Genomic DNA, 19,467 nt, shown 5'->3' with positions numbered 1-19,467 from the left:
CACGGGCCGGGACTAGGTGAGCGGCATGGCACGCGCACCGCTTCTTCAACTCAACGACATCTCGCTGACCTTCGGCGGCGATCCCGTCTTTCACGACCTTTCGCTGGTGGTCCAGCCCGGCGACCGGGTGGCCCTCGTCGGCCGCAACGGGTCGGGGAAATCCACGCTGATGAAGGTCATGGCCGGGATGGTCGAACCCGATCACGGCGAACGGATCCTGCCGCCGGGGATCAGCGTCGGCTATATGGAGCAGCACCCGGATATGTCGGCCTTCGCCACGCTGGGCGACTTCGCCGCGAGCGGGCTGGACGCGGGAGAGGACTACCGGGTCGAGCGTGTGGCCGAGGGGCTGAAATTCAACCCGGAGGTGGCCGTGGCGACCGCATCGGGCGGGGAACGTCGCCGCGCGGCCTTGGCCAAGTTGTTGGCCGAGGCGCCGGAGCTGATGCTTCTGGACGAGCCGACCAACCACCTCGACATTCAGGCGATCCAGTGGCTCGAAGACGAGCTTTCGACGGCCCGCGCAGGCTTCGTCCTGATCTCGCACGACCGGGCGTTCCTGAACGCGCTGACCCGCGCGACGCTGTGGATCGACCGGGGGCAGGTCCGGCGGCAGGAGGAAGGGTTCGCCAAGTTCGAGACCTGGCGCGACAAAGTCTGGGAAGACGAGGACATGCAGCGCCACAAGCTCGACCGCAAGATCAAGGCGGAAGCGCGTTGGGCGGTCGAAGGCATCTCGGCCCGGCGCAAGCGCAACATGGGCCGGGTGCGCGCGCTTGGCGATCTCAGGGCCGAGCGGGCCGCACAGATCAAGCGGCAGGGCGCTGCGGCGATGGAGTTGCAGGCGGGGCCGAAATCGGGCCGCAAGGTGATCGACGCGAAAGGTATTTCAAAGGCTTACGACGGAAAAGTGATCCTGAGGGATTTCTCGATCCTCGTGAACCGGGGCGACCGCGTGGCCTTGGTCGGCCCGAACGGCGTGGGCAAGACCACGCTTCTGAAAATGCTGATCGGGGAAGAATCGCCCGACAGCGGCACGGTGACGCTTGGGACGGGCATCGAAATGGCGGTGTTCGACCAGAACCGCGCGACTTTGGACGACGACGCGAGCCTGTGGGAGAACCTTGCGGGCGACCCCGAAATGCGGGTGTCGGGCAAAGCCGATCAGATCCTCGTGCGCGGGCAGCCCAAGCATGTGGTCGGCTATCTGAAAGAGTTCCTGTTCGACGAACGGCAGGCCCGTGCGCCCGTGCGTTCGCTGTCGGGGGGTGAGAAAGCGCGGCTGATCCTCGCCCGGATCATGGCGAAAACCTCGAACGTGCTGGTGCTCGACGAACCGACCAACGATCTGGACGTCGAGACGCTGGATCTGCTTCAGGAACTCATCATGGACTACGACGGCACCGTGCTTCTCGTCAGTCACGACCGTGACTTCCTCGACCGGACGGTGTCGACCACCATCGCGATGGAGGGCGATGGGCGGGCCACGGTCTATGCGGGCGGCTGGTCGGATCACCTGTCGCAGCGCACCGAGGGCGCATCGGCCCCGGTCGAGAAGGCGAAGCCTGCGGCCAAGCCGGCTGAGCCGAAGCCCGTGGCCAAACCGCAGAAGGCCGGGTTGTCTTTTACCGAAAAGCACCGGCTGGAGGCGCTTCCGGCTGAGATGGAACGGCTGGAGGCCGAGATCGGCAAGCTCGAAGGGCTGCTGTCTGACCCGGAGTTGTTCACGCGCGAGCCGGTGAAGTTCAAGAAGGCGACCGAGGCGCTGGTGGAGCGGCAGGAAAAGCTGGCGGCCTCGGAAGAGGAATGGCTGGTGCTCGCGGAGAAGGCTGAAGCGTAGCCGCCACAAGCCGCCTGTGGCGGCTCTGGAGGGCGCTGCCCTCCAGACCTCCCGAAGTATTTGTGAAACAGAGAAGGGGGCGCGGGGTGCGCCCCTAGCCGTTCAGGAGTTTCGCGGCTTCGGGGGCGAAGTAGGTCAGGATGCCGTCGCAGCCTGCGCGTTTGAAGCCCGAAAGGCTTTCCATAATCACCTTTTCGCCGTCGAGCCAGCCGTTCTGGATGGCCGCCTGCAACATCGCGTATTCGCCCGACACCTGATAGGCGTAGGTCGGCACGCCGAAGCTGTCTTTCACCCGGCGGCAGACGTCGAGATAGGGCATACCCGGTTTCACCATGACCATGTCGGCGCCTTCCATCAGGTCGCGCTCGACGAGGCGCAGCGCTTCGTCGGTGTTGCCGGGATCCATCTGGTAGGTCTTCTTGTCGCCTTTCAGCGCGCCGGACGCGCCGACCGCGTCGCGGAAGGGGCCGTAGAAGGCCGAGGCGTATTTGGCCGAATAGGACATGATCGAGACGTTCTGGTGCCGCTCGGCCTCGAGCGCCGCGCGCATTGCGCCAATGCGCCCGTCCATCATGTCGGAGGGGCCGAGGATGTCTGCGCCGGCCTCGGCCTGCGCGAGCGCCATCTTCACCAGCGCCTCGACCGTGCGGTCGTTCACAATCTCGCCGTCCACGACAAAGCCGTCGTGGCCGTTGATGTTGTAGGGGTCGAGCGCGATGTCGGTCATGATCGCGATGTCGGGCACCGCGTCCTTGATCGCGCGGGTGGTGCGGTTGGACAGGTTGTCCGGGTCCCACGCGCCTGCGCAATCCTCGGTTTTCACCGACTGCTCGATATAGGGAAACAGGCAGATCGCGGGGATGCCCAGATCATGTGCCTCGCGCGCGGCCTTGACCACGAGGTCGGTGGTCATCCGTTTCACGCCGGGCATCGAGGGGATGTCGTAGGTCTCGTTCTCGCCCTCCATCAGGAACACGGGCCAGATCAGGTCGTCCACCGTCAGCGTCGTCTCGCGCACCAGCGCGCGCAGGGCGGGCGAGCGGCGGTTGCGGCGCAGGCGGGTGGTCGGGAAGGGGGCGGTTGTGCGTGTCATGTCTGCATCCTTCTGGGTTCGCTTTCCTTGCCACGGCAAAACCCGGCCCTCAAGGGGTGGCGCCGCGCGGATCACGCGCGTATGGTCGCGCAAAACAACCGCCAAGACGGGACAGGCAGCACGGTGGACTGGTATTCAGCCGTTTTCGAGCTCATCGACATGAGGAGCTTTTCCAACCTCTGGTACTGGATCGCGCTGGCGGCCGTCTGGTCCCAGACCTCGCGTTACGTGCTCGGCGTGCCTTACGACATGATCCAGCGGGCCGGGCGTCATGGCGGCGAGGCCGAGATCGACCTCGAAGACATGGTGCGCATCAATTGCAACCGACTGCTTTACGTGGCGGGGGTGTCCGGCCTCTGGATCGTCGGCTTCGGCGCGATGCTGATGACCGGGCTGGCGATGCTCGGCTTTTACTATGACGTGGAGTTCGCGCAGGCGGTGTTCCTGCTCGGCGCGCCGATGATCGTGGTGGGGGCGCTGTCGGTGAATTCGGCGCGCGTCATTCGCGACACCGCCCTGTCTGGCCAGCCGCTGCGCAAGTTCATGCATCGCCACCGGATCATGACGCAGTTCGTCGGCATGATCGCGATCTTCGTGACCGCGCTTTGGGGCATGTATCAGAACATGACCTACGGCGCCTTGGGGCAGTAGCCGCCAATCGGGCATTGACACCGCTGCCGGGCGGTTTACCTCCCACCCACATGGCCAGCCGGGATCACATCACGCTATCGGGCGCGCCCGAGGGATTCGACGCCCTTCTTGTATCCAGAGAACTGGAAAAGTCCGGCGGCCCCGTGGTGCATGTCGCCCGCGACGACAAACGGCTGGCGGCGATGCGGGCGGCGCTGGGGTTCTTCGCACCGGAAGTCACGGTGCTGACCTTTCCGGGTTGGGATTGCCTGCCGTTCGACCGGGTGTCGCCCAATGCCGACGTGTCCGCCGCGCGCATGGCGACGCTGGCGGCGCTGGCCCACGGGATGCCGGGGCCTTTCATTCTGCTCACCACCCTGAATGCCGCCACGCAGCGCGTTCCGGCGCGCGAGGTTCTGGCCGAGGCAAGCTGGTCGGCCACCGTCGACAGCCGGATCGACGTGGACGGGCTGCGCGCGTTCCTTGTGCGCATGGGCTTCGCGCAGGCCCCGACGGTGACCGAGCCGGGCGATTTCGCGGTGCGCGGCGGGATCATCGACATTTTCCCGCCCGGAGAGGCGGGTCCGGTGCGGCTCGACCTCTTCGGGGATGTGCTCGACGGTGCGCGGCGGTTCGATCCGGTCAGCCAGATGACGACCGAGACGCTGTCGGCCATCGAACTGGCGCCGGTGTCCGAGATCATCATGGACGAGGCCGCGATCGCGCGGTTTCGGCAGAACTACCGCGTGGAATTCGGCGCGGGCGGATCGGACGACCCGCTTTACGAGGCGGTCAGCGCGGGGCGCAAGCATTCGGGGATGGAGCACTGGCTGCCCTTCTTCCACGAAAAGCTCGAAACCCTGTTCGACTATCTGCCGGGGGCGAGCGTGATGCTCGACGATCAGACCGGCCCCGCCCGCATCGCGCGGTGGGAAGGGATCGCGGACCAGTACGACACGCGCCGCGCCGCGATGCGCGACAAGAACCGCTTGGACACGGTCTATAAGCCGTGCCCGCCGGACCTGCTTTATCTGGACGAGGACGCATGGACCGCGGCCTTGGCCGAGATGCGCGCCATTCAACTGACCGAACTGCCGCGCCAGACCGGGCCGGGGGTCGTGGACGGCGGCGGGCGGATCGGCCGGAACTTTGCGCCGGAACGGCAGCAGGAAAAGATCAACCTGTTCGAAGTGCTGGCGGCCCATATCCGGGCGCGGCGGGACGAGGGACCGGTGGTCGTCGCCTCCTATTCTGAAGGGGCGCGCGAACGTCTCGGCGGGCTTCTGTCGGATGAGGATCTGACGGCGCAGACCGAGATCACCGATTTCCGCGACGTGGTGGCGGGCAAGGGCGGGCTCTACCTCGCCGTGTGGCCGCTGGAGCATGGGTTCGAAGCGCCGGGCCTGACGGTGATTTCCGAGCAGGACGTTCTGGGCGACCGCCTGATCCGCGCGCCCAAGCGAAAGCGGCGGGCCGAGAACTTCCTGACCGAGCATCAAAGCCTCAGCCCCGGCGAGTTGATCGTTCACGTCGATCATGGCGTCGGTATCTATCGCGGGCTCGAGACGATCACGGCGCTTGGTGCGCCGCATGACTGCGTGCTTTTGGAATACGCGGGCGGGGATCGGCTGTATCTGCCCGTCGAGAACATCGAGCTTCTGTCGAAATACGGGCATGAACAGGGGCTTCTCGACAAGCTGGGCGGCGGCGCGTGGCAGGCCAAGAAGGCGCGGCTGAAAGAGCGTATCCGCGAGGTTGCCGACAAGCTGATCCGGCTCGCCGCCGAACGGAGCCTGCGCAAGGCCCCGGTGATGGAGGCCCCGCATCACGCGTGGGAGGAATTTGCGGCGCGCTTCCCCTATACCGAGACGGACGATCAGCTTTCGGCCATCGCGGACGTGATCGAGGATATGTCGGCGGGCAGCCCGATGGACCGTCTTATCTGCGGCGACGTGGGCTTCGGCAAGACCGAGGTGGCGATGCGCGCGGCCTTCGTCGCGGCGCTGAGCGGCAAACAGGTCGCGGTGATCGCACCGACCACGCTGCTGGCGCGTCAGCACTACAAAAGTTTCGCGGAACGCTTCCGGGGCTTTCCCATTCAGGTGAGCCAACTCAGCCGTTTCGTGAGCCAAGGCGAGGCGAACCGCACCCGCGAAGGGATGAAGGATGGGACCGTCGATATCGTCGTCGGTACCCATGCGCTGCTGGCCAAAGGCACCCGGTTCAAAGACCTCGGCCTGCTGGTCATCGACGAGGAACAGCGCTTCGGCGTGAGCCACAAGGAACGGCTGAAGGAACTGCGCTCGGACGTGCATGTGCTGACCCTGTCCGCCACGCCGATCCCGCGCACGCTTCAGATGAGCCTGACCGGCGTGCGCGACCTGTCGATCATCGGCACGCCACCGGTGGACCGGCTGTCGATCCGCACCTATGTTTCCGAATTCGATACCGTGACGATCCGCGAGGCGCTCTTGCGCGAACACTATCGGGGCGGGCAAAGCTTCGTCGTGGTCCCGCGCGTGAAAGACCTGCGCGAGATCGAAGAGTTTCTGGAAACGCAGGTGCCGGAAGTGTCTTTCGTGACCGCCAACGGCCAGATGGCGGCGGGCGAGCTCGATCACCGGATGAACGCCTTTTACGACGGCAAGTTCGACGTTCTGGTCGCCACGACCATCGTTGAAAGCGGCCTCGACATCCCGACCGCGAACACCATGGTCGTCTGGCGGGCCGACATGTTCGGATTGGCGCAGCTTTACCAGATCCGGGGCAGGGTGGGCCGCTCCAAGACCCGCGCCTATTGCTATCTCACCACCAAGCCGCGCGTGCCACTGACGCCGGGGGCCGAAAAGCGGCTCAAGGTGCTGGGCTCGCTCGACAGCCTCGGCGCGGGCTTTGCGCTCGCCAGCCAAGACCTCGACATTCGCGGGGCGGGCAACCTCTTGGGCGAAGAGCAATCCGGCAACATGAACGAGGTCGGCTACGAGCTTTATCAGCACATGCTGGAGGAGGCGATCGCCAAGATCCGCTCGGGCGAACTCGAAGGCCTCACGGAATACGAGGAAACCTGGGCACCGCAGATCAACCTTGGCGTGCCCGTCATGATTCCCGAGGACTACGTGCCCGACCTCGACGTGCGGCTGGGCCTTTACCGCCGCCTGTCGGACCTGACCACCAAGGTCGAGCTCGAAGGTTTCGCCGCCGAGTTGATCGACCGTTTCGGAAAGCTTCCGAAAGAGGTGAACACGCTGCTTCTGATCGTGCGTATCAAGGCGATGTGCAAACGGGCCGGGATCGCGCGGCTGGATGGTGGGCCGAAGGGCGCGACGATCCAGTTCCACAACGACAAATTCGCCTCGCCCACGGGGCTGGTCGAGTTCATGCAGGCGCAGAACGGGCTGGCCAAGGTCAAGGACAACAAGATCATCGTCCGGCGCGACTGGAAGAAGGACTCGGACAAGATCAAAGGCGCCTTCGCCATCGCGCGCGATCTGGCCGAAAAGGTCGTGGCCGAGAAGAAAAAGGCGAAAGCCTGAACAACGCCCGGGTCAGGCTTTCCGCTCGCGCCCCATGTCGGTCAGCACCAGTGTCAGTGCAAGACACGAGCATCCCACCGCGCCCAGCATGATCGGCCGGGGCGTTCCGTCGAAGGCCTGACCGATGGCGGCGGCGATGGGCATTCCCAGACCCATACCGAAGGCCCCGATCACGGCCGAGGCGGTGCCCGCGACATGCGGCAGCGGCTCCATCGCGAGCGCGGTTACATTGCCCAGCGTCAGACCATTGATGAAGAACAGCGAAAGCGTCCAGGCCATGAAGACGCCGATCCGAACCGGATCGCTCGCGGTTTCCAGCCCGCCCAGCGTCCACAAGCCGAACGCAAGGGTGGCAAAGACGGTCTGCGACCCGAAGGCGGCGATGAGCATACGTCGCATTCCGACCCTCATGACCAGCCGGCTGTTGATGAACCCGGCGCCAGCGGACAACAGGGCGATAATCGCGAAGTAGACGGGAAACATGTCGCCCACGCCAAGCGCATCGACCCAAAGCTGCTCTGCCGCACTCAGATAGGCGATGAACTGGCCATACATCAGGACCTGCACGGCAAGGTAGCGGCGCGATACGGGCGTCGTCAGAACTTCGCGTGCGGCCGCCAGAATGGGCTTGATCCGAAAGGCGCGGCGGTGCGCGGGATCAAGCGTCTCCGGCTGGCGCAGAAGGAACCAGCCAAGGACGAGCAGCCCGAACAGGACATAGACACCGAACAGGCCCCGCCAGCCCACGAAAAAGATGATCTGCTGCCCCAAGAGGGGGGCGGCCGCCGGGACGACGACGAAGAACATGAATATGAGCGAGGCGATCCGCGCCTGCTCGGCCCCGGAAAAAAGATCGCGGGTCACGGTCTGGGAGACGATGCGGGCGGCGGCGGCCCCGAACCCCATGAAGAACCGCGACAGAATGAGAAGTTCGAGCGACGGGGCGAACACGCCCGCGATGGCGGCCACCACGTATGTCCCGATCCCGGCTGCAAGGGCGCCGCGCCGTCCGATGCTGTCGGCCAAGGGGCCGAACAGCAGCATCCCGGCCGCGCCGCCGAGCAGGAAGATACTCACGAGGTATTGCGTGCGCGACTTGTCGTCACGCGCCATCTCGGCGGCGATATCGGTCATGGCGGGCAACATGGAATCCGTGGTGAACGCCATGAGGGACATGAGACCCGCGAGGATCGCGACAAGCTCCAGCGTGCCGATACGTTTGGTGGGGGCGGAGGTGTAGGACATGTGCCTTCGGAATTTGTGTGCTATCGGCATATATCCGCGCGCGCGCGAATGCCAGCCCCGCCGATGCACGCACGTTGTGCGCTCAGGCCGTGCCCTGAACCTGCGCCGCGATTTCGTCGATCACCTTGAGCCACAGATCGGTGGGCTGCGCCCCCGGCACGACATGCTGGTTCGCGATCACGAAGGTCGGCACCGCGTTCACGCCTTTTTCGCGCGCGTCAATGTCGCGCGCCCGAATGTCGTCCGCATCGGCGCCGCTTTCCAGAAGCCGCAGGATCATCTCACGATCCATCTCCGCACCCTCGGCGATGTCGGCCAGAACGCCGTGGTCGCCGATGTCGCGCCCTTCAACGAAATAGGCCTTGAACAGCCGTGACACGATCGCGGTCTGCCGCTGTTCCAGCCCGGCCCAGTGGATCAGACGGTGCGCGTCCAGCGTGTTGGGCTGGTGGGCGATCGCGTCGAAATTGATGTTCAGCCCGCTCGCCTCGGCCTCACGGACCACCGGCATATAGGCCTGAACCGCGCCCTCCTTGCCCCCGAACTTGGCCTCGAGATAGGCGCGCCGGTCCATCCCGCCCGCCGGCATGTCGGGGTTCAGCATGAACGGATGCCATTCGATGTCGAACGGATGGTTCGGGCGCTGTTCGAGCGCACGGTCGAGCCGCGCCTTGCCGATGTAGCACCACGGGCAGACCGGGTCGGAGAAGATGTAAAGTTTCAGCATGTACGACTCCTACGCCGCTCGCGCCCGATTGTCACCTGCACGGGGGCGGTCCGGCTTTTGTGGTCCCGAAATACCGGACGCGTCAGCCTTTGCGACCGATGGCCCCGAACTCTCCCGCCTCGGCCTGTGCTCTCAATGCGCGCCTGAGCAGCTTGTTGTTCGCGCCCTTGGGAAGTGCATCGACGGCGATGAAGACCCGCGGGCATTTGTAATGGGCAAGGGTGTCGCGGGCATGGGCCGTAAGCGCCGTTTCATCCGGCGCGGCCCCCGGTTCCGGCACGTAAAAGCAGGCGATCACCTTGGCCGTGGCCGAGACGGACAGCTCGACCGCCGCCGCCTCGTGCACGTCGGGATGGAGGACCATGGCGCTTTCGACTTCGACCGGAGAGACGCGGAAACCGCCCGCGTTCATCATGTCGTCGTCGCGCCCGAGATACCGGATCGCGCCGTCTTCCGTCATCAGGACCGAATCCCCGGTGAGAAACCACTCTCCCTGATAACGCGCGCGGGTCTCGTCCTCGGCACCCACGTAGCCCAGCATCAGCCCCGGATCGTCCCGGTGGATCGCCAGCACGCCCGGCACGTCACGGGCCACCGGCCCATCGGCGCCCAGAACCGCGACCCTGCGGCCCGGCTGCGGGTAGCCCAGGCATCCCTCCGGCGCGGGCCGGGTGGGGGCGCCGGAGACGAAGGTGGAGCATTCCGACATGCCGAACGCTTCGTGAAGCGTGGTGCCGGTCGCCGCCTCCCACGCCGCGCGGATCGGGTCGGCGAGCTTCTCGCCCGCCGTCAGACCGTGGCGCAGGTCCGGCGCGTCCGGCATTTCCCCGCGCAGCATCTGCCGATAAACCCCCGGCGCGGCGGCGAAGATCGTCACCCGCTCCGCCGCGATGAGGTCGGGCAGGGCCTTTGAGTTCGTGCCGGGTGCCGGAATCAAGGCCGTCGCGCCGCGCGACCACGGGTCCATCAGCCCGGTGCCCAGCGTATAGGTCCAATTGAACGCGCCCGCGTGCATCAGCCGGTCCTCCGGCGTCAGACCATACCAACCCTCCCACATCATCCGCCGCGCCCAGATCGCGCGATGGGCGTGCAGCACGGCGCGCGGTTTGCCGGAGGTGCCGGAGGTGAAAATCGCATAGGCCGGGCGGTTCGGGTCGCCCATCGCGAACGCGGCCTCCGGACCCGTGGCAAGGTCGTGAAGCGCCGCCTCCGTCAGGACCGGGCAGGGCAGGGGATCGGGAAGGGCCACCCCCGCACCCGCCACGATCAAAGCGGGGTCGATCTGCGCGGCCATCCCCGTGATCTCGCGGGCCGTCAGTTGCGAGGAGGTCGGGACCGGAACCAGCCCGGCGGCGATGGCGCCGAGAAAGGCCAAGGGAAATTCCACCGTGTTTCCCAGACGCAGCAGCACCCGGTCGCCCGGAACCAGCCCTTGCGCGAGAAGGCCGCCCGCGATGGCGCGCACCGCGCGGGTCAGACGCGCATAGGTCCAGTCGTCGCGGGCTTCGCCCAGAACCGACAGCGCCAGCTTGTCGGGCGTCCCGGACCCGCCGGACAGAACATAGGCCGCCATGTTGAAGGCGTCGGGCGGCGGCGGAAGGTCGGGCTGTGAATGGTAGATCGCGTCCATGCGCACAGCTATGTCAGCCCGCAGGCCAGTTGCAATAGCCTGACCTTCCGGCATAAAACGGCGCATGGCCGAAAACGACCCAACCATGCCCAGCCTGATCCGCCTCGCCCGTGAAAGCGGCGGGTCCGCGCCCGATCCGCAACCGCTGGATCTGGGCGAACGGGTTCGCGACCTGCGCAAGTCGCGCGGCTGGACGCTGGAACAGGCCGCCAATCAGGCGGGGCTCGCACGCTCGACCCTGTCCAAGATCGAGAACGGCCAGATGTCGCCCACCTTCGAGGCGCTCAAGAAACTGGCGGTGGGGCTCGAGATCTCGGTGCCCCAGCTTTTCACCCCGCCGCAGGACGCGCGGGTGTCCGGCCGGATGACGGTGACCAAGACCGGCGAGGGGCAGGCGCATCCGACCGCCACATACGAGCACGAATTGCTCGCCGGTGCCCTGACCAAGAAAGCGATGCTTCCCTACCGCGCCCGTGTGCGCGCCCGCAGCTTCGACGAATTCGACGGCTGGGTGCGCCACGACGGCGAAGAATTCCTTTACGTCCTCACGGGTGAAATCCGCCTGATTACGGAATTCTACGAGCCGGTCGACATGCGGCGCGGCGACAGCGCCTATTACGACGCCTCCATGGGCCACAACGTCATTTCGATCTCGCCGGAGGATGCCCTGATCCTCTGGGTCACGTCGCTCTGACGCGAAACGCCGCCGAAGGGTCGCGCAAGGCTCGCACCCCGGCGTGATGGCTGTTAGTCGGGGGGCACCACCGGCAAGGAGCGTGCGATGATTCAGGTTCTATCCAGTTCTTGGGCCCTGCTACTGGGCATCATGTTCCTGATGGTCGGCAACGGCATTCAGGGCACACTTCTGGGTATTCGCGGCGGGCTCGAAGGGTTTTCGACCTTCGAGATGTCCGTGGTGATGTCGAGCTACTTCGCAGGCTTCCTGTTCGGGTCGCGGGCCGCCCCCGAACTGATCCGCCGCGTGGGTCATGTCCGTGTCTTCGCGGCGCTGTGCAGTTTCATTTCCGCCGTGCTCATCCTTTATCCGACGCTGACCAACCCGATCGCGTGGTCGCTCCTGCGCCTGTTCATCGGGTTCTGCTTCTCGGGCGTCTACGTCACGGCGGAAAGCTGGCTCAACAATCAGGCGACGAACGAGACGCGGGGCCAGTCGCTTGCCCTCTATCTCATCGTGCAGATGATCGGGGTCATCGCCGCGCAGGGCCTTGTCGTGCTGGGCGATCCCTCCGGTTTCGTGCTGTTCATCCTGCCCTCGGTGTTGGTGTCGATCTCGTTCGCGCCGATCCTTCTGTCGATCTCGCCGACACCCGCCTTCGACACCGCCCGGCGCATGACCCTGCGCGAGCTTTTCAACAACTCGCCGCTCGGCGTCATGGGGATGCTGCTGGTCGGCGGCGCCTATGCGGCCATGTTCGGCATGGCGGCGGTCTATGGCACCGAGGCGGGGCTGACGGTCGAGCAGCTCTCGCTGTTCGTGGCAATGTTCTATGTCGGCGGCATGGTCCTGCAATATCCCATCGGGTTCATTTCGGATCGGGTCGACCGCCGGCTGCTTATCATCATCACGGCGGGCGTGGCCGTCGCCGCATCGGTCGCGGGATACCTGTTCCCGGTCTATGCCATCCTGCTGGTCGCGGCGTTCTTCATCGGCGGGATGCTCGGCCCGCTCTATGCGCTCCTCATCGCGCATACGAACGATTTTCTGGACCACGAGGATATGTCGGCGGCCTCGGCCGGGCTGATGTTCGTCAACGGCGTCGGCGCGATCGCCGGGCCGCTTGCGGTCGGGTGGATCATGGGGCCGATGGGGGCCGAGGGCTTTTTCTTCGTCATCGGCTTCCTTCTGGCGCTCGTCGTCCTCTACGGCCTCTGGCGCACGACCCGTCGCCCGTCGGCTTCGGTGGACTCGACCGTCAGCTATGCGGCGCTGTCGCCGCAGGCCTCGCCCGTCGCGATGGAGGTGGCGCAGGAATTCTATGCGGACGCCGTCGAGGAAGCTGCGGAGGCAAGCGAAGATGCCACACATGCAGAAAGCGACATGCGTTGAGCCTAAGTCCCCTTGTCCGAACGTAAAAACTTTGTAACGTCGGGCTAGGGACAGGCGAGGGCGAGGAGGGTGTCATGGCCAACCCCGAGGACATACTCAGCTTCTGGCTGGATGAGATCGGCCCGAAAGGCTGGTACGAGGGAACGGACGATCTGGACGCCCTTGTGGTCGAGCGGTTCGGCGATGCCTGGCGCGAGGCGACGCGGGGCGCATATTCGCTCTGGCTGACCTATCCCAGCGGAACGCTCGCCTACATCATCCTGCTCGACCAGTTCCCGCGCAATATGTTCCGGGGGTCGGGCAAGGCGTTTTCGACCGACAAGGTGGCGCTTGCGGCGGCGAAATGCGCCATCGACAAGAATTGGGACATGAAGATCGACGAACCGGCGCGCCAGTTCTTCTACATGCCGCTCATGCATTCCGAGAACCTGATCGATCAGGATCGCTGCGTGCGGCTGATGCTGACGCGGATGCCCGAGACCGGGGCCGGGAACCTTCTTCATGCCAAGGTCCACCGCGAAGTCATCCGCCGCTTCGGGCGGTTCCCGTATCGCAACGACGCACTTTCGCGCACGACCACCGGGGCCGAGGCGGCCTTCGTCGAACAGGGCGGATACGGCGCCATGCTGCGCGAAATGTCCGCCTGACCCAACTCACCGAATCGTCTAGACTATACGGGTCCGCCGGTTTCGCTGGCGGACCTTGTTTTTGCTTGGCTTTCTGTGGCGATTGATCGTCCCGCAGAAATAGTTTAAGGGTAAACTACTTTTTCGCGAGGGAGATATCGATGGCTGAGACCAGCTTTGACGTGATCGTGGTCGGCTCCGGTCCGGGGGGCTACGTGGCCGCGATCCGGGCGGCGCAACTGGGCCTGAAGGTCGCGGTGGTGGAGCGTGAGCATCTGGGCGGTATCTGCCTCAACTGGGGCTGCATTCCGACCAAGGCGCTCTTGCGGTCGGCCGAGGTCTATCACCTCATGCACCGGGCCAAGGATTTCGGCCTGTCGGTCGACAAGGCGGGCTATGATCTGGACGCGGTCGTGCAGCGGTCGCGGGGCGTGGCCAAGCAGCTTTCCGGCGGTGTGGCGCACCTGCTCAAGAAGAACAAGGTGACGGTCGTCATGGGCGAGGGGTCGATCCCCGCCAAGGGCAAGGTCGCGGTCAAGACCGACAAGGGGTCCGAGACGCTGACGGCGAAGAACATCATCCTCGCCACGGGCGCGCGGGCGCGCACCCTTCCGGGGCTCGAAGCTGACGGGGATCTGGTCTGGACCTACAAGCACGCGCTCCAGCCCCCTCGGATGCCGAAGAAGCTTCTGGTCATCGGGTCGGGGGCCATCGGGATCGAATTCGCGAGTTTCTTCAATACGCTCGGGGCCGACACGACGGTGGTCGAGGTCATGGACCGCGTGCTGCCGATCGAAGATGCCGAGATTTCGGCCTTCGCCAAGAAGCAGTTCGAAAAGCAGGGCATGAAGATCCGCGAGAAATCGACGGTGACCAAGCTGGACCGCGGTAAGGGCAAGGTCACGGCCCATATCGAGAAGGGCGGCAAGACCGAGACGGAAGAGTTCGACACGGTCATTTCCGCGGTCGGGATCGTCGGCAATGTCGAAGGTCTCGGGCTCGACGAACTTGGGGTCAAGGTCGACCGCACCCATGTCGTGACCGACGAATACTGCCGCACGGGCGTCGACGGGCTTTATGCCATCGGCGACATCGCGGGCGCGCCGTGGCTGGCGCACAAGGCCAGCCACGAGGGCGTCATGGTCGCGGAACTGATCGCGGGCCAGCACGCGCATCCGGTGAAGCCGGAAAGCATCGCGGGCTGCACCTATTGCAACCCGCAGGTGGCAAGCGTCGGCTACACCGAGGCCAAGGCGAAGGACCTGGGCTACGACGTGAAAGTCGGCAAGTTTCCCTTCATCGGCAACGGCAAGGCCATCGCTCTGGGTGAACCGGAGGGGATGATCAAAACGGTGTTCGACGCCAAGACCGGCGAATTGCTGGGCGCGCATATGGTCGGGGCCGAAGTGACCGAGCTTATTCAGGGCTACGTGGTCGGGCGCCAGCTTGAAACCACGGAAGAGGATCTGATGGCGACCGTCTTCCCGCATCCGACCTTGAGCGAAATGATGCACGAGTCGGTGCTTGACGCCTACGGCCGGGCGATCCACTTCTGATCCGTGTCGGATCGGAGATGCAGGCGGGGGCGGCGACGCCCCCGTTCGCGTTTCAGGGCTTTGCGTAGCGCAGCATCTCGGCCCCGCGCTGGACCTCTTCGATGGCGTCGTTCAGAGTCTGGAGCGCATGGGTCATCGATTCGCGCATGAGCGTCGCGGCCCGGACATCTTCCGGATCGGGTCCGCCGGGCAGCGCCTGATCCCCCGCCACCACGGCCTTCGCCAGCGCGCGAAACGCCTCGTCCATCCGTGACAGCATTCGGTTGATGTCACGGGCCAGCCCGCCAAGGTGGGTCGCCTCATAAACCTCGTCGATCCGGTAGTTGAAAATGCCGTTCTCAAGGTTCTCGATCACCGTCCCGATGGCATCGCGCAGGTTCTGAAGGTCTTCCTGTTCGTCGGCCCGCAGCCGTTCCAAGGCCGCGCGTTTGGTCGTGTATTCCGCGCGTTCGGCCACCATGCGGGCGTGTTCGCGCAGCATGTCGTCACGTTCGAGGGACAGGCCGCGCAGATCCTCGGACTTGCGGATATTGTCCACCAGCGCCTCGCGAAACCGGCGCGACGCGCGGGCGATGCGCCCGATCTCGGTGTCGCTCGCGTAGGCGGACAGGTCGACATGGGTTTCGCCCGCCGCAAGGGCGCCCAGACCCTGCGCGATGGCGGCGGCGGGGCGAACGACGATGCGTTCGATCACGTAGTGAAGGCCAAGGCTGAAGCCGATCACGCCCAGACAGACGATCAGCGCCATTGCGACGGCCCCTTGCTTCAACAGCGCCATCTGCGCGTGCAGATCGGCCAGACAGGCGCGGTATTCCAACTGGATCTGCTTGCCGAGCGTGATGAACGCGGCATAGGCGGCATCCTTGGTCACACCGACGGCGGCGTCGAGTTCGGCGGCGGTCGCGCCTGCCGCGATCATCTCGGCGGCAATGTCCAGATTGACGCGGAAATCGACGATGACACCCGCCAGATCGTCGAGCGCGGCGGCTTCCGTCTCGTTCACCCCGAAGGAGCGATAGGCCTCGAGTGCGACGAGTGCCCTGTCGATGGCCGCGCGCGCTTGGGTCTGGTAGTCCGGCGACTTGCGCAGCACGTAGTTCTTGAAGTGATGGATCATGCCGTCGTAGCCGAGCGCGCGGCGCAACTCGAACAGCACTTTCCACTTGGTGCTTTCACCGTCCTCGATCACCGCCTTGCGCAGATTGTCCAGCGCGGCGGCGGCGTGGCTGTCATCGACGCGGACCACCCGGTCGATGGCTTCGACCTGATCGTCCATCGCCCGGATCCTGCGCACCACTTCGATCTGAGCGGCATAGTCTTCGACCATCGCGCGGACCGCTTCGATGTCCGCCTCATGCGCGGCGCCAAGCTGCCGTTCCAGCTTGTCGAGGTTCGACAGGATCGCCCCGGTGCTTTGGTCGAAGACCCGAATCTCTTCGCCGCCGCGCAACAGGTGGTTCTTGAAGGCATGGATCATGCCGCCGAAGCCGAGGTTTCCGACGATCTCGTTCATGGCGATCACGTTGGGGTCGGACTGCCGCTCGACCATGTCGATCTGGCGGTCCAACTGGCCGACCAGTGTGTAGAGGCCGAGAGAGGCGGCGGCGAACGCCACCGCGCAAACGAAACAGACGACCGAAGTCAGGTTGGAAAAGGCTTTGAGTGTGAGAGGTTTCATGGTCACGCGCGTCCGTCGAATAAGTGAACGCCGTGATGCTCGGACCAAGGGATTAAGAAAAAGCGGACGATCCCGGTGTGGAATCGTCCGCCTTTGTTTCAATTTCGAACGGACGGGTCAGGCCCGCACGATCTTGCCGCCCGCCATCTGCCAGTGACCAAGCCCGCCGATGTTCGACACGTCGAACCCGAAGGACGAGAACACCTGAGCCGCCATCGACGAGCGGGCGCCCGAGGCGCAGTACACCGCCACCGGCTTGTTCGTATCCAGCGCCGGGTTGAAATCCGGGCTGCGCGGGTCGGCCTGCATCCGGATGACCGCGAGCGGGATATGAACCGCGCCCTCGGCCTTGCCGGTCATGGCAAGCTCGTTGTGGTCGCGCACGTCGACCAGGGTGATTTCGCCGGCGGCGGCCTTTTCGACCGCGTCCTTTGGCGACAGGCTGGGCATGGAGCGCCCTCCGAACATGGCTTTCAGCATTGGAACACATCCTTCATTCGCGTTTGACGACGAATATATTCCAAAAATTGAATACGTCAAGGGTCTCCGATGCGCGTCACGGAACGGTGAAGGGGGTAGTGGCCAGGATGCGGTCGGTCGTGCCGTCCAGAATATAGCGCAACTCATAGGTGCCCGAGGCTTCGGGAACGTCCAGAACCGCCGGATTGCCGTTCGAAGTGTAGGCATAATCCTCATAGGTGCTCAGATTCGACTCCGGGGTCGCGATCGCCACGTAGTCGCGGCGATGACCGGGGCCGTCCCACGTCACCTCGATCTTGTCACCGACGAGGGCACCGCCAAGCGTGGCCGTCACTTCGCTCACCGTGATCGGTGTGCGGGTCAGCACCTTGGCCGGTCGCCCGGCCTGAACGTATTGCAGTTCATAGGTGCCAGCCACGGACGGAAGCTGGATGTCGAGCGGGCTGCCTTCCTGCGCATAGGTGTAGGTGATGTAATCCCCGGCGTCCGACCCGGTCTCGGCCACGGTCAGATAGTCGCCCTTGGTGGCCGGGCCTTCCCACGTGACCGAGATGTCGCTGCCTGCGGGGGCCGACGCAGCGGCCGACAGGGTGGCCGTCGCCGCCTCGACCGAGATCGGCGTGCTTCCCAGAATCTTGCTGCCCTGACTGGCGATATAGCGGATTTCGTAATCGCCTGCGTCGGTCGGCATCAGGATGTCGAGCGGGCTGCCTTCGTTCGTATAGGTGTAGGTGACGTAATCGCCCCCATCCGCGCCGACCTTGGCCACGGCAAGGTAGTCCGACTTGTAGTCAGGGCCGGTCCACTCCACCGACACTTCCGAGCCGCCGAGAGCCGAGGGCGGGGCGGTGATCGACGCGCCGACGGCGGTCAGGGTGATCGGTTCGGAATGCAGCACCGACTGGTCCTGCCCAAGGAAATACCGGATCTCGTAGTCGCCCGGCTCGATCGGTGCCTTCACCACCAGCGGGTTGCCCGCATTGGTGTAGGTATAGGTCAGGTAGGGCCGTTCATCGCGCCCCACGCGCCCGATCCCGATATAGTCGTTCTTGGCGTCCGGCCCGGTCCAGCCGATCTCGACATCCGCGCCCGCGACCGCTTCGTCCGGGCCGTCGAGCGTGACCATCGTCTCGCTGACCTCGAACGGCTCCGACCGGCCCGCGACGTGACGCGAAGCCGACAGGACATAGCGAAGTTCGTATGTGCCGGGTTCGGTCGGCATCGGGACCGCGAGCGGATTACCGTCGCGGGTGTAGGCATAGGTCTCGTAATACCCGTCGCCCTGATCCAGCGCGGCGACGGTCAGGTAGTCGCCCCTGTAATCCGGGCCGACCCATTCGATTTCGGGTCGCATCCCCACCGCCGCCTCGTCCGGCGCGGTGATCTGGATGTCGAGCGGCGTCACTTCGATGGCCGTCCGGGCAAGCACATCGCCGCCCCTGCCAAGCATATAGCGGATTTCGGCGGGGCCGGTGACGGGCGGCATCCGCACCATGACCACACCATCCTCGGCATTCCGGGTGTAGTCGTAGGCGTCGTAATATCCGTCGTCCTTGTCGGCGGTGGCCGAGGCGATGTAATCCCCCTCGGCGTCCGGCCCGGTGAAGCTCACCGGCACGAGCGACCCGGCGGGTGCCGAGGCGGGGGCTTCGACGGTCGCGTCCGGCAGGGGTTCAACATACGCGGGCAGGGCAATGGTGATGACCATGTCGCCGCCCCCGGTGGTGAAGCTGGCGGTTCCGGTGGCTTCGTCCGACAGGCGCAGCACCTCGGCGGTGCCCGCCGTTCCGGCCGCCATGCCATAGCTCAGGCTGTCGTCCTCGACCTTGTTGGCATAAACCTGCTCGCCCCCTTCGATGGTCCAGACCAGACCTTCGGGAATGATCGGCCCGTTCTCGCCATCGGTGGCGCGGAAGGTGATCGTGTGGATGACGGGTTCCGGCTCCGGCTCGGGTTCCGCGATGGCGACCTCTTCCAGCGCGCCGGACAATTCGCTCGCGTTCGAGGCCGACCGATACATGCCGCCCGTCTCTTCGGCCAGACACTGAAGCTGGGCCTGCGCTTCCGGCTCGGTCACGTCGAAACCGATGACATGGGCGGTGAAGCCGACGCCGGTTTCCTCAAGCTGCCGGCCGAGCGCGCAGGGGTCGAAATCGCAGGTCTCGATCCCGTCGGAGACGAGGATCACGGTCGCGGCTTCCTCGGTATACTTCAGGGTTTCGGCGGCTTGCAGAACGGCGGCTGAGAGCGGCGTTTTGCCTTTTGGATTCAACCCGTTGACCGCATCCGCAATGGCTTGGCGATCGGTGCCGGGTTCATATAGCAGTTCGATGTCGCCGCAGTCGCCCTTGGTCCGGTGCC

Annotated in this window: 14 protein-coding genes; 7 read left to right on the top strand and 7 right to left on the bottom strand. The window is 65.2% G+C overall.

Annotation, left to right across the window (positions count from 1 at the left end):
- Positions 1-25: 25 nt before the first annotated feature.
- A complete protein-coding gene (locus RB2654_RS05090; protein ID WP_008329217.1) occupies positions 26-1,840 on the top strand; it encodes an ABC-F family ATP-binding cassette domain-containing protein in 1,815 nt (604 codons plus the stop codon).
- A gap of 94 nt (positions 1,841-1,934) precedes the next feature.
- Here the strand turns inward: RB2654_RS05090 and hemB are convergent, their stop codons facing one another.
- The gene (gene hemB, locus RB2654_RS05085) at positions 1,935-2,933 is read right to left on the bottom strand and encodes a porphobilinogen synthase (protein WP_008329216.1); all 999 of its coding nucleotides are present in this window, start codon (positions 2,931-2,933) and stop codon (positions 1,935-1,937) included.
- A gap of 123 nt (positions 2,934-3,056) precedes the next feature.
- Here hemB and RB2654_RS05080 point away from each other — a divergent pair, with 123 nt between their 5' ends.
- Together RB2654_RS05080 and mfd are read left to right on the top strand one after the other, a co-directional pair.
- Positions 3,057-3,584, top strand: a complete 528-nt coding sequence (locus RB2654_RS05080) for a hypothetical protein (RefSeq protein ID WP_040885458.1) — start codon at positions 3,057-3,059, stop codon at positions 3,582-3,584.
- Between the two features lie 50 nt (positions 3,585-3,634).
- Positions 3,635-7,096: a transcription-repair coupling factor gene (gene mfd, locus RB2654_RS05075; RefSeq protein WP_008329214.1), complete on the top strand. Its 3,462-nt coding sequence runs from the start codon at positions 3,635-3,637 to the stop codon at positions 7,094-7,096.
- A 12-nt stretch (positions 7,097-7,108) separates the two neighbouring features.
- Here the strand turns inward: mfd and RB2654_RS05070 are convergent, their stop codons facing one another.
- From RB2654_RS05070 to RB2654_RS05060, 3 genes are all read right to left on the bottom strand, one after another.
- Positions 7,109-8,341: a multidrug effflux MFS transporter gene (locus RB2654_RS05070; protein ID WP_008329213.1), complete on the bottom strand. Its 1,233-nt coding sequence runs from the start codon at positions 8,339-8,341 to the stop codon at positions 7,109-7,111.
- Positions 8,342-8,423: 82 nt separating this feature from the next.
- Positions 8,424-9,068, bottom strand: a complete 645-nt coding sequence (locus RB2654_RS05065) for a DsbA family oxidoreductase (RefSeq protein WP_008329212.1) — start codon at positions 9,066-9,068, stop codon at positions 8,424-8,426.
- An 82-nt stretch (positions 9,069-9,150) separates the two neighbouring features.
- A complete protein-coding gene (locus RB2654_RS05060) occupies positions 9,151-10,698 on the bottom strand; it encodes a class I adenylate-forming enzyme family protein (protein ID WP_008329211.1) in 1,548 nt (515 codons plus the stop codon).
- 64 nt (positions 10,699-10,762) lie between these two features.
- On the opposite strand from RB2654_RS05060, the gene RB2654_RS05055 reads away from it, so the two are divergent.
- From RB2654_RS05055 to lpdA, 4 genes are all read left to right on the top strand, one after another.
- Positions 10,763-11,392 carry a helix-turn-helix domain-containing protein gene (locus RB2654_RS05055; protein ID WP_008329210.1) on the top strand — a complete coding sequence of 210 codons (630 nt, stop codon included), beginning with the start codon at positions 10,763-10,765 and terminating at the stop codon, positions 11,390-11,392.
- An 87-nt stretch (positions 11,393-11,479) separates the two neighbouring features.
- Positions 11,480-12,766: an MFS transporter gene (locus RB2654_RS05050; protein WP_040884420.1), complete on the top strand. Its 1,287-nt coding sequence runs from the start codon at positions 11,480-11,482 to the stop codon at positions 12,764-12,766.
- A 74-nt stretch (positions 12,767-12,840) separates the two neighbouring features.
- Complete coding sequence (locus RB2654_RS05045; RefSeq protein WP_008329206.1) at positions 12,841-13,413, top strand: DUF924 family protein; 573 nt, start codon at positions 12,841-12,843, stop codon at positions 13,411-13,413.
- Positions 13,414-13,553: 140 nt separating this feature from the next.
- Positions 13,554-14,948 (top strand): dihydrolipoyl dehydrogenase, encoded by a 1,395-nt coding sequence (gene lpdA / locus RB2654_RS05040; RefSeq protein WP_008329204.1) that lies wholly within the window; start codon positions 13,554-13,556, stop codon positions 14,946-14,948.
- A 52-nt stretch (positions 14,949-15,000) separates the two neighbouring features.
- Here the strand turns inward: lpdA and RB2654_RS05035 are convergent, their stop codons facing one another.
- The 3 genes from RB2654_RS05035 to RB2654_RS05025 all read right to left on the bottom strand — a co-directional run.
- Positions 15,001-16,626, bottom strand: coding sequence for a hypothetical protein (locus RB2654_RS05035; RefSeq protein WP_008329203.1), 1,626 nt, complete (start codon positions 16,624-16,626; stop codon positions 15,001-15,003).
- Between the two features lie 117 nt (positions 16,627-16,743).
- Positions 16,744-17,106 carry a rhodanese-like domain-containing protein gene (locus RB2654_RS05030; RefSeq protein WP_008329202.1) on the bottom strand — a complete coding sequence of 121 codons (363 nt, stop codon included), beginning with the start codon at positions 17,104-17,106 and terminating at the stop codon, positions 16,744-16,746.
- Positions 17,107-17,182: 76 nt separating this feature from the next.
- On the bottom strand, positions 17,183-19,467 hold a 2,285-nt coding region (locus tag RB2654_RS05025), incomplete at its 5' end, for a vWA domain-containing protein (protein ID WP_008329201.1).

Origin of the sequence: Maritimibacter alkaliphilus HTCC2654 (assembly GCF_000152805.1) — a bacterium.
Classification (GTDB): Bacteria; Pseudomonadota; Alphaproteobacteria; order Rhodobacterales; family Rhodobacteraceae; genus Maritimibacter; species Maritimibacter alkaliphilus.
This window is presented reverse-complemented; position numbering and strand designations above follow the sequence as displayed.

Excerpts from the sequence above, each read along its gene's own strand:
- RB2654_RS05090 (WP_008329217.1), top strand. The coding sequence starts at position 26 with ATGGCACGCGCACCGCTTCTTCAACTCAACGACATCTCGCTGACCTTC.
- hemB (WP_008329216.1), bottom strand. The coding sequence starts at position 2,933 with ATGACACGCACAACCGCCCCCTTCCCGACCACCCGCCTGCGCCGCAAC.
- mfd (WP_008329214.1), top strand. The coding sequence starts at position 3,635 with ATGGCCAGCCGGGATCACATCACGCTATCGGGCGCGCCCGAGGGATTC.
- RB2654_RS05070 (WP_008329213.1), bottom strand. The coding sequence starts at position 8,341 with ATGTCCTACACCTCCGCCCCCACCAAACGTATCGGCACGCTGGAGCTT.
- RB2654_RS05065 (WP_008329212.1), bottom strand. The coding sequence starts at position 9,068 with ATGCTGAAACTTTACATCTTCTCCGACCCGGTCTGCCCGTGGTGCTAC.
- RB2654_RS05060 (WP_008329211.1), bottom strand. The coding sequence starts at position 10,698 with ATGGACGCGATCTACCATTCACAGCCCGACCTTCCGCCGCCGCCCGAC.
- RB2654_RS05055 (WP_008329210.1), top strand. The coding sequence starts at position 10,763 with ATGGCCGAAAACGACCCAACCATGCCCAGCCTGATCCGCCTCGCCCGT.
- RB2654_RS05050 (WP_040884420.1), top strand. The coding sequence starts at position 11,480 with ATGATTCAGGTTCTATCCAGTTCTTGGGCCCTGCTACTGGGCATCATG.
- RB2654_RS05045 (WP_008329206.1), top strand. The coding sequence starts at position 12,841 with ATGGCCAACCCCGAGGACATACTCAGCTTCTGGCTGGATGAGATCGGC.
- lpdA (WP_008329204.1), top strand. The coding sequence starts at position 13,554 with ATGGCTGAGACCAGCTTTGACGTGATCGTGGTCGGCTCCGGTCCGGGG.
- RB2654_RS05035 (WP_008329203.1), bottom strand. The coding sequence starts at position 16,626 with ATGAAACCTCTCACACTCAAAGCCTTTTCCAACCTGACTTCGGTCGTC.
- RB2654_RS05030 (WP_008329202.1), bottom strand. The coding sequence starts at position 17,106 with ATGCTGAAAGCCATGTTCGGAGGGCGCTCCATGCCCAGCCTGTCGCCA.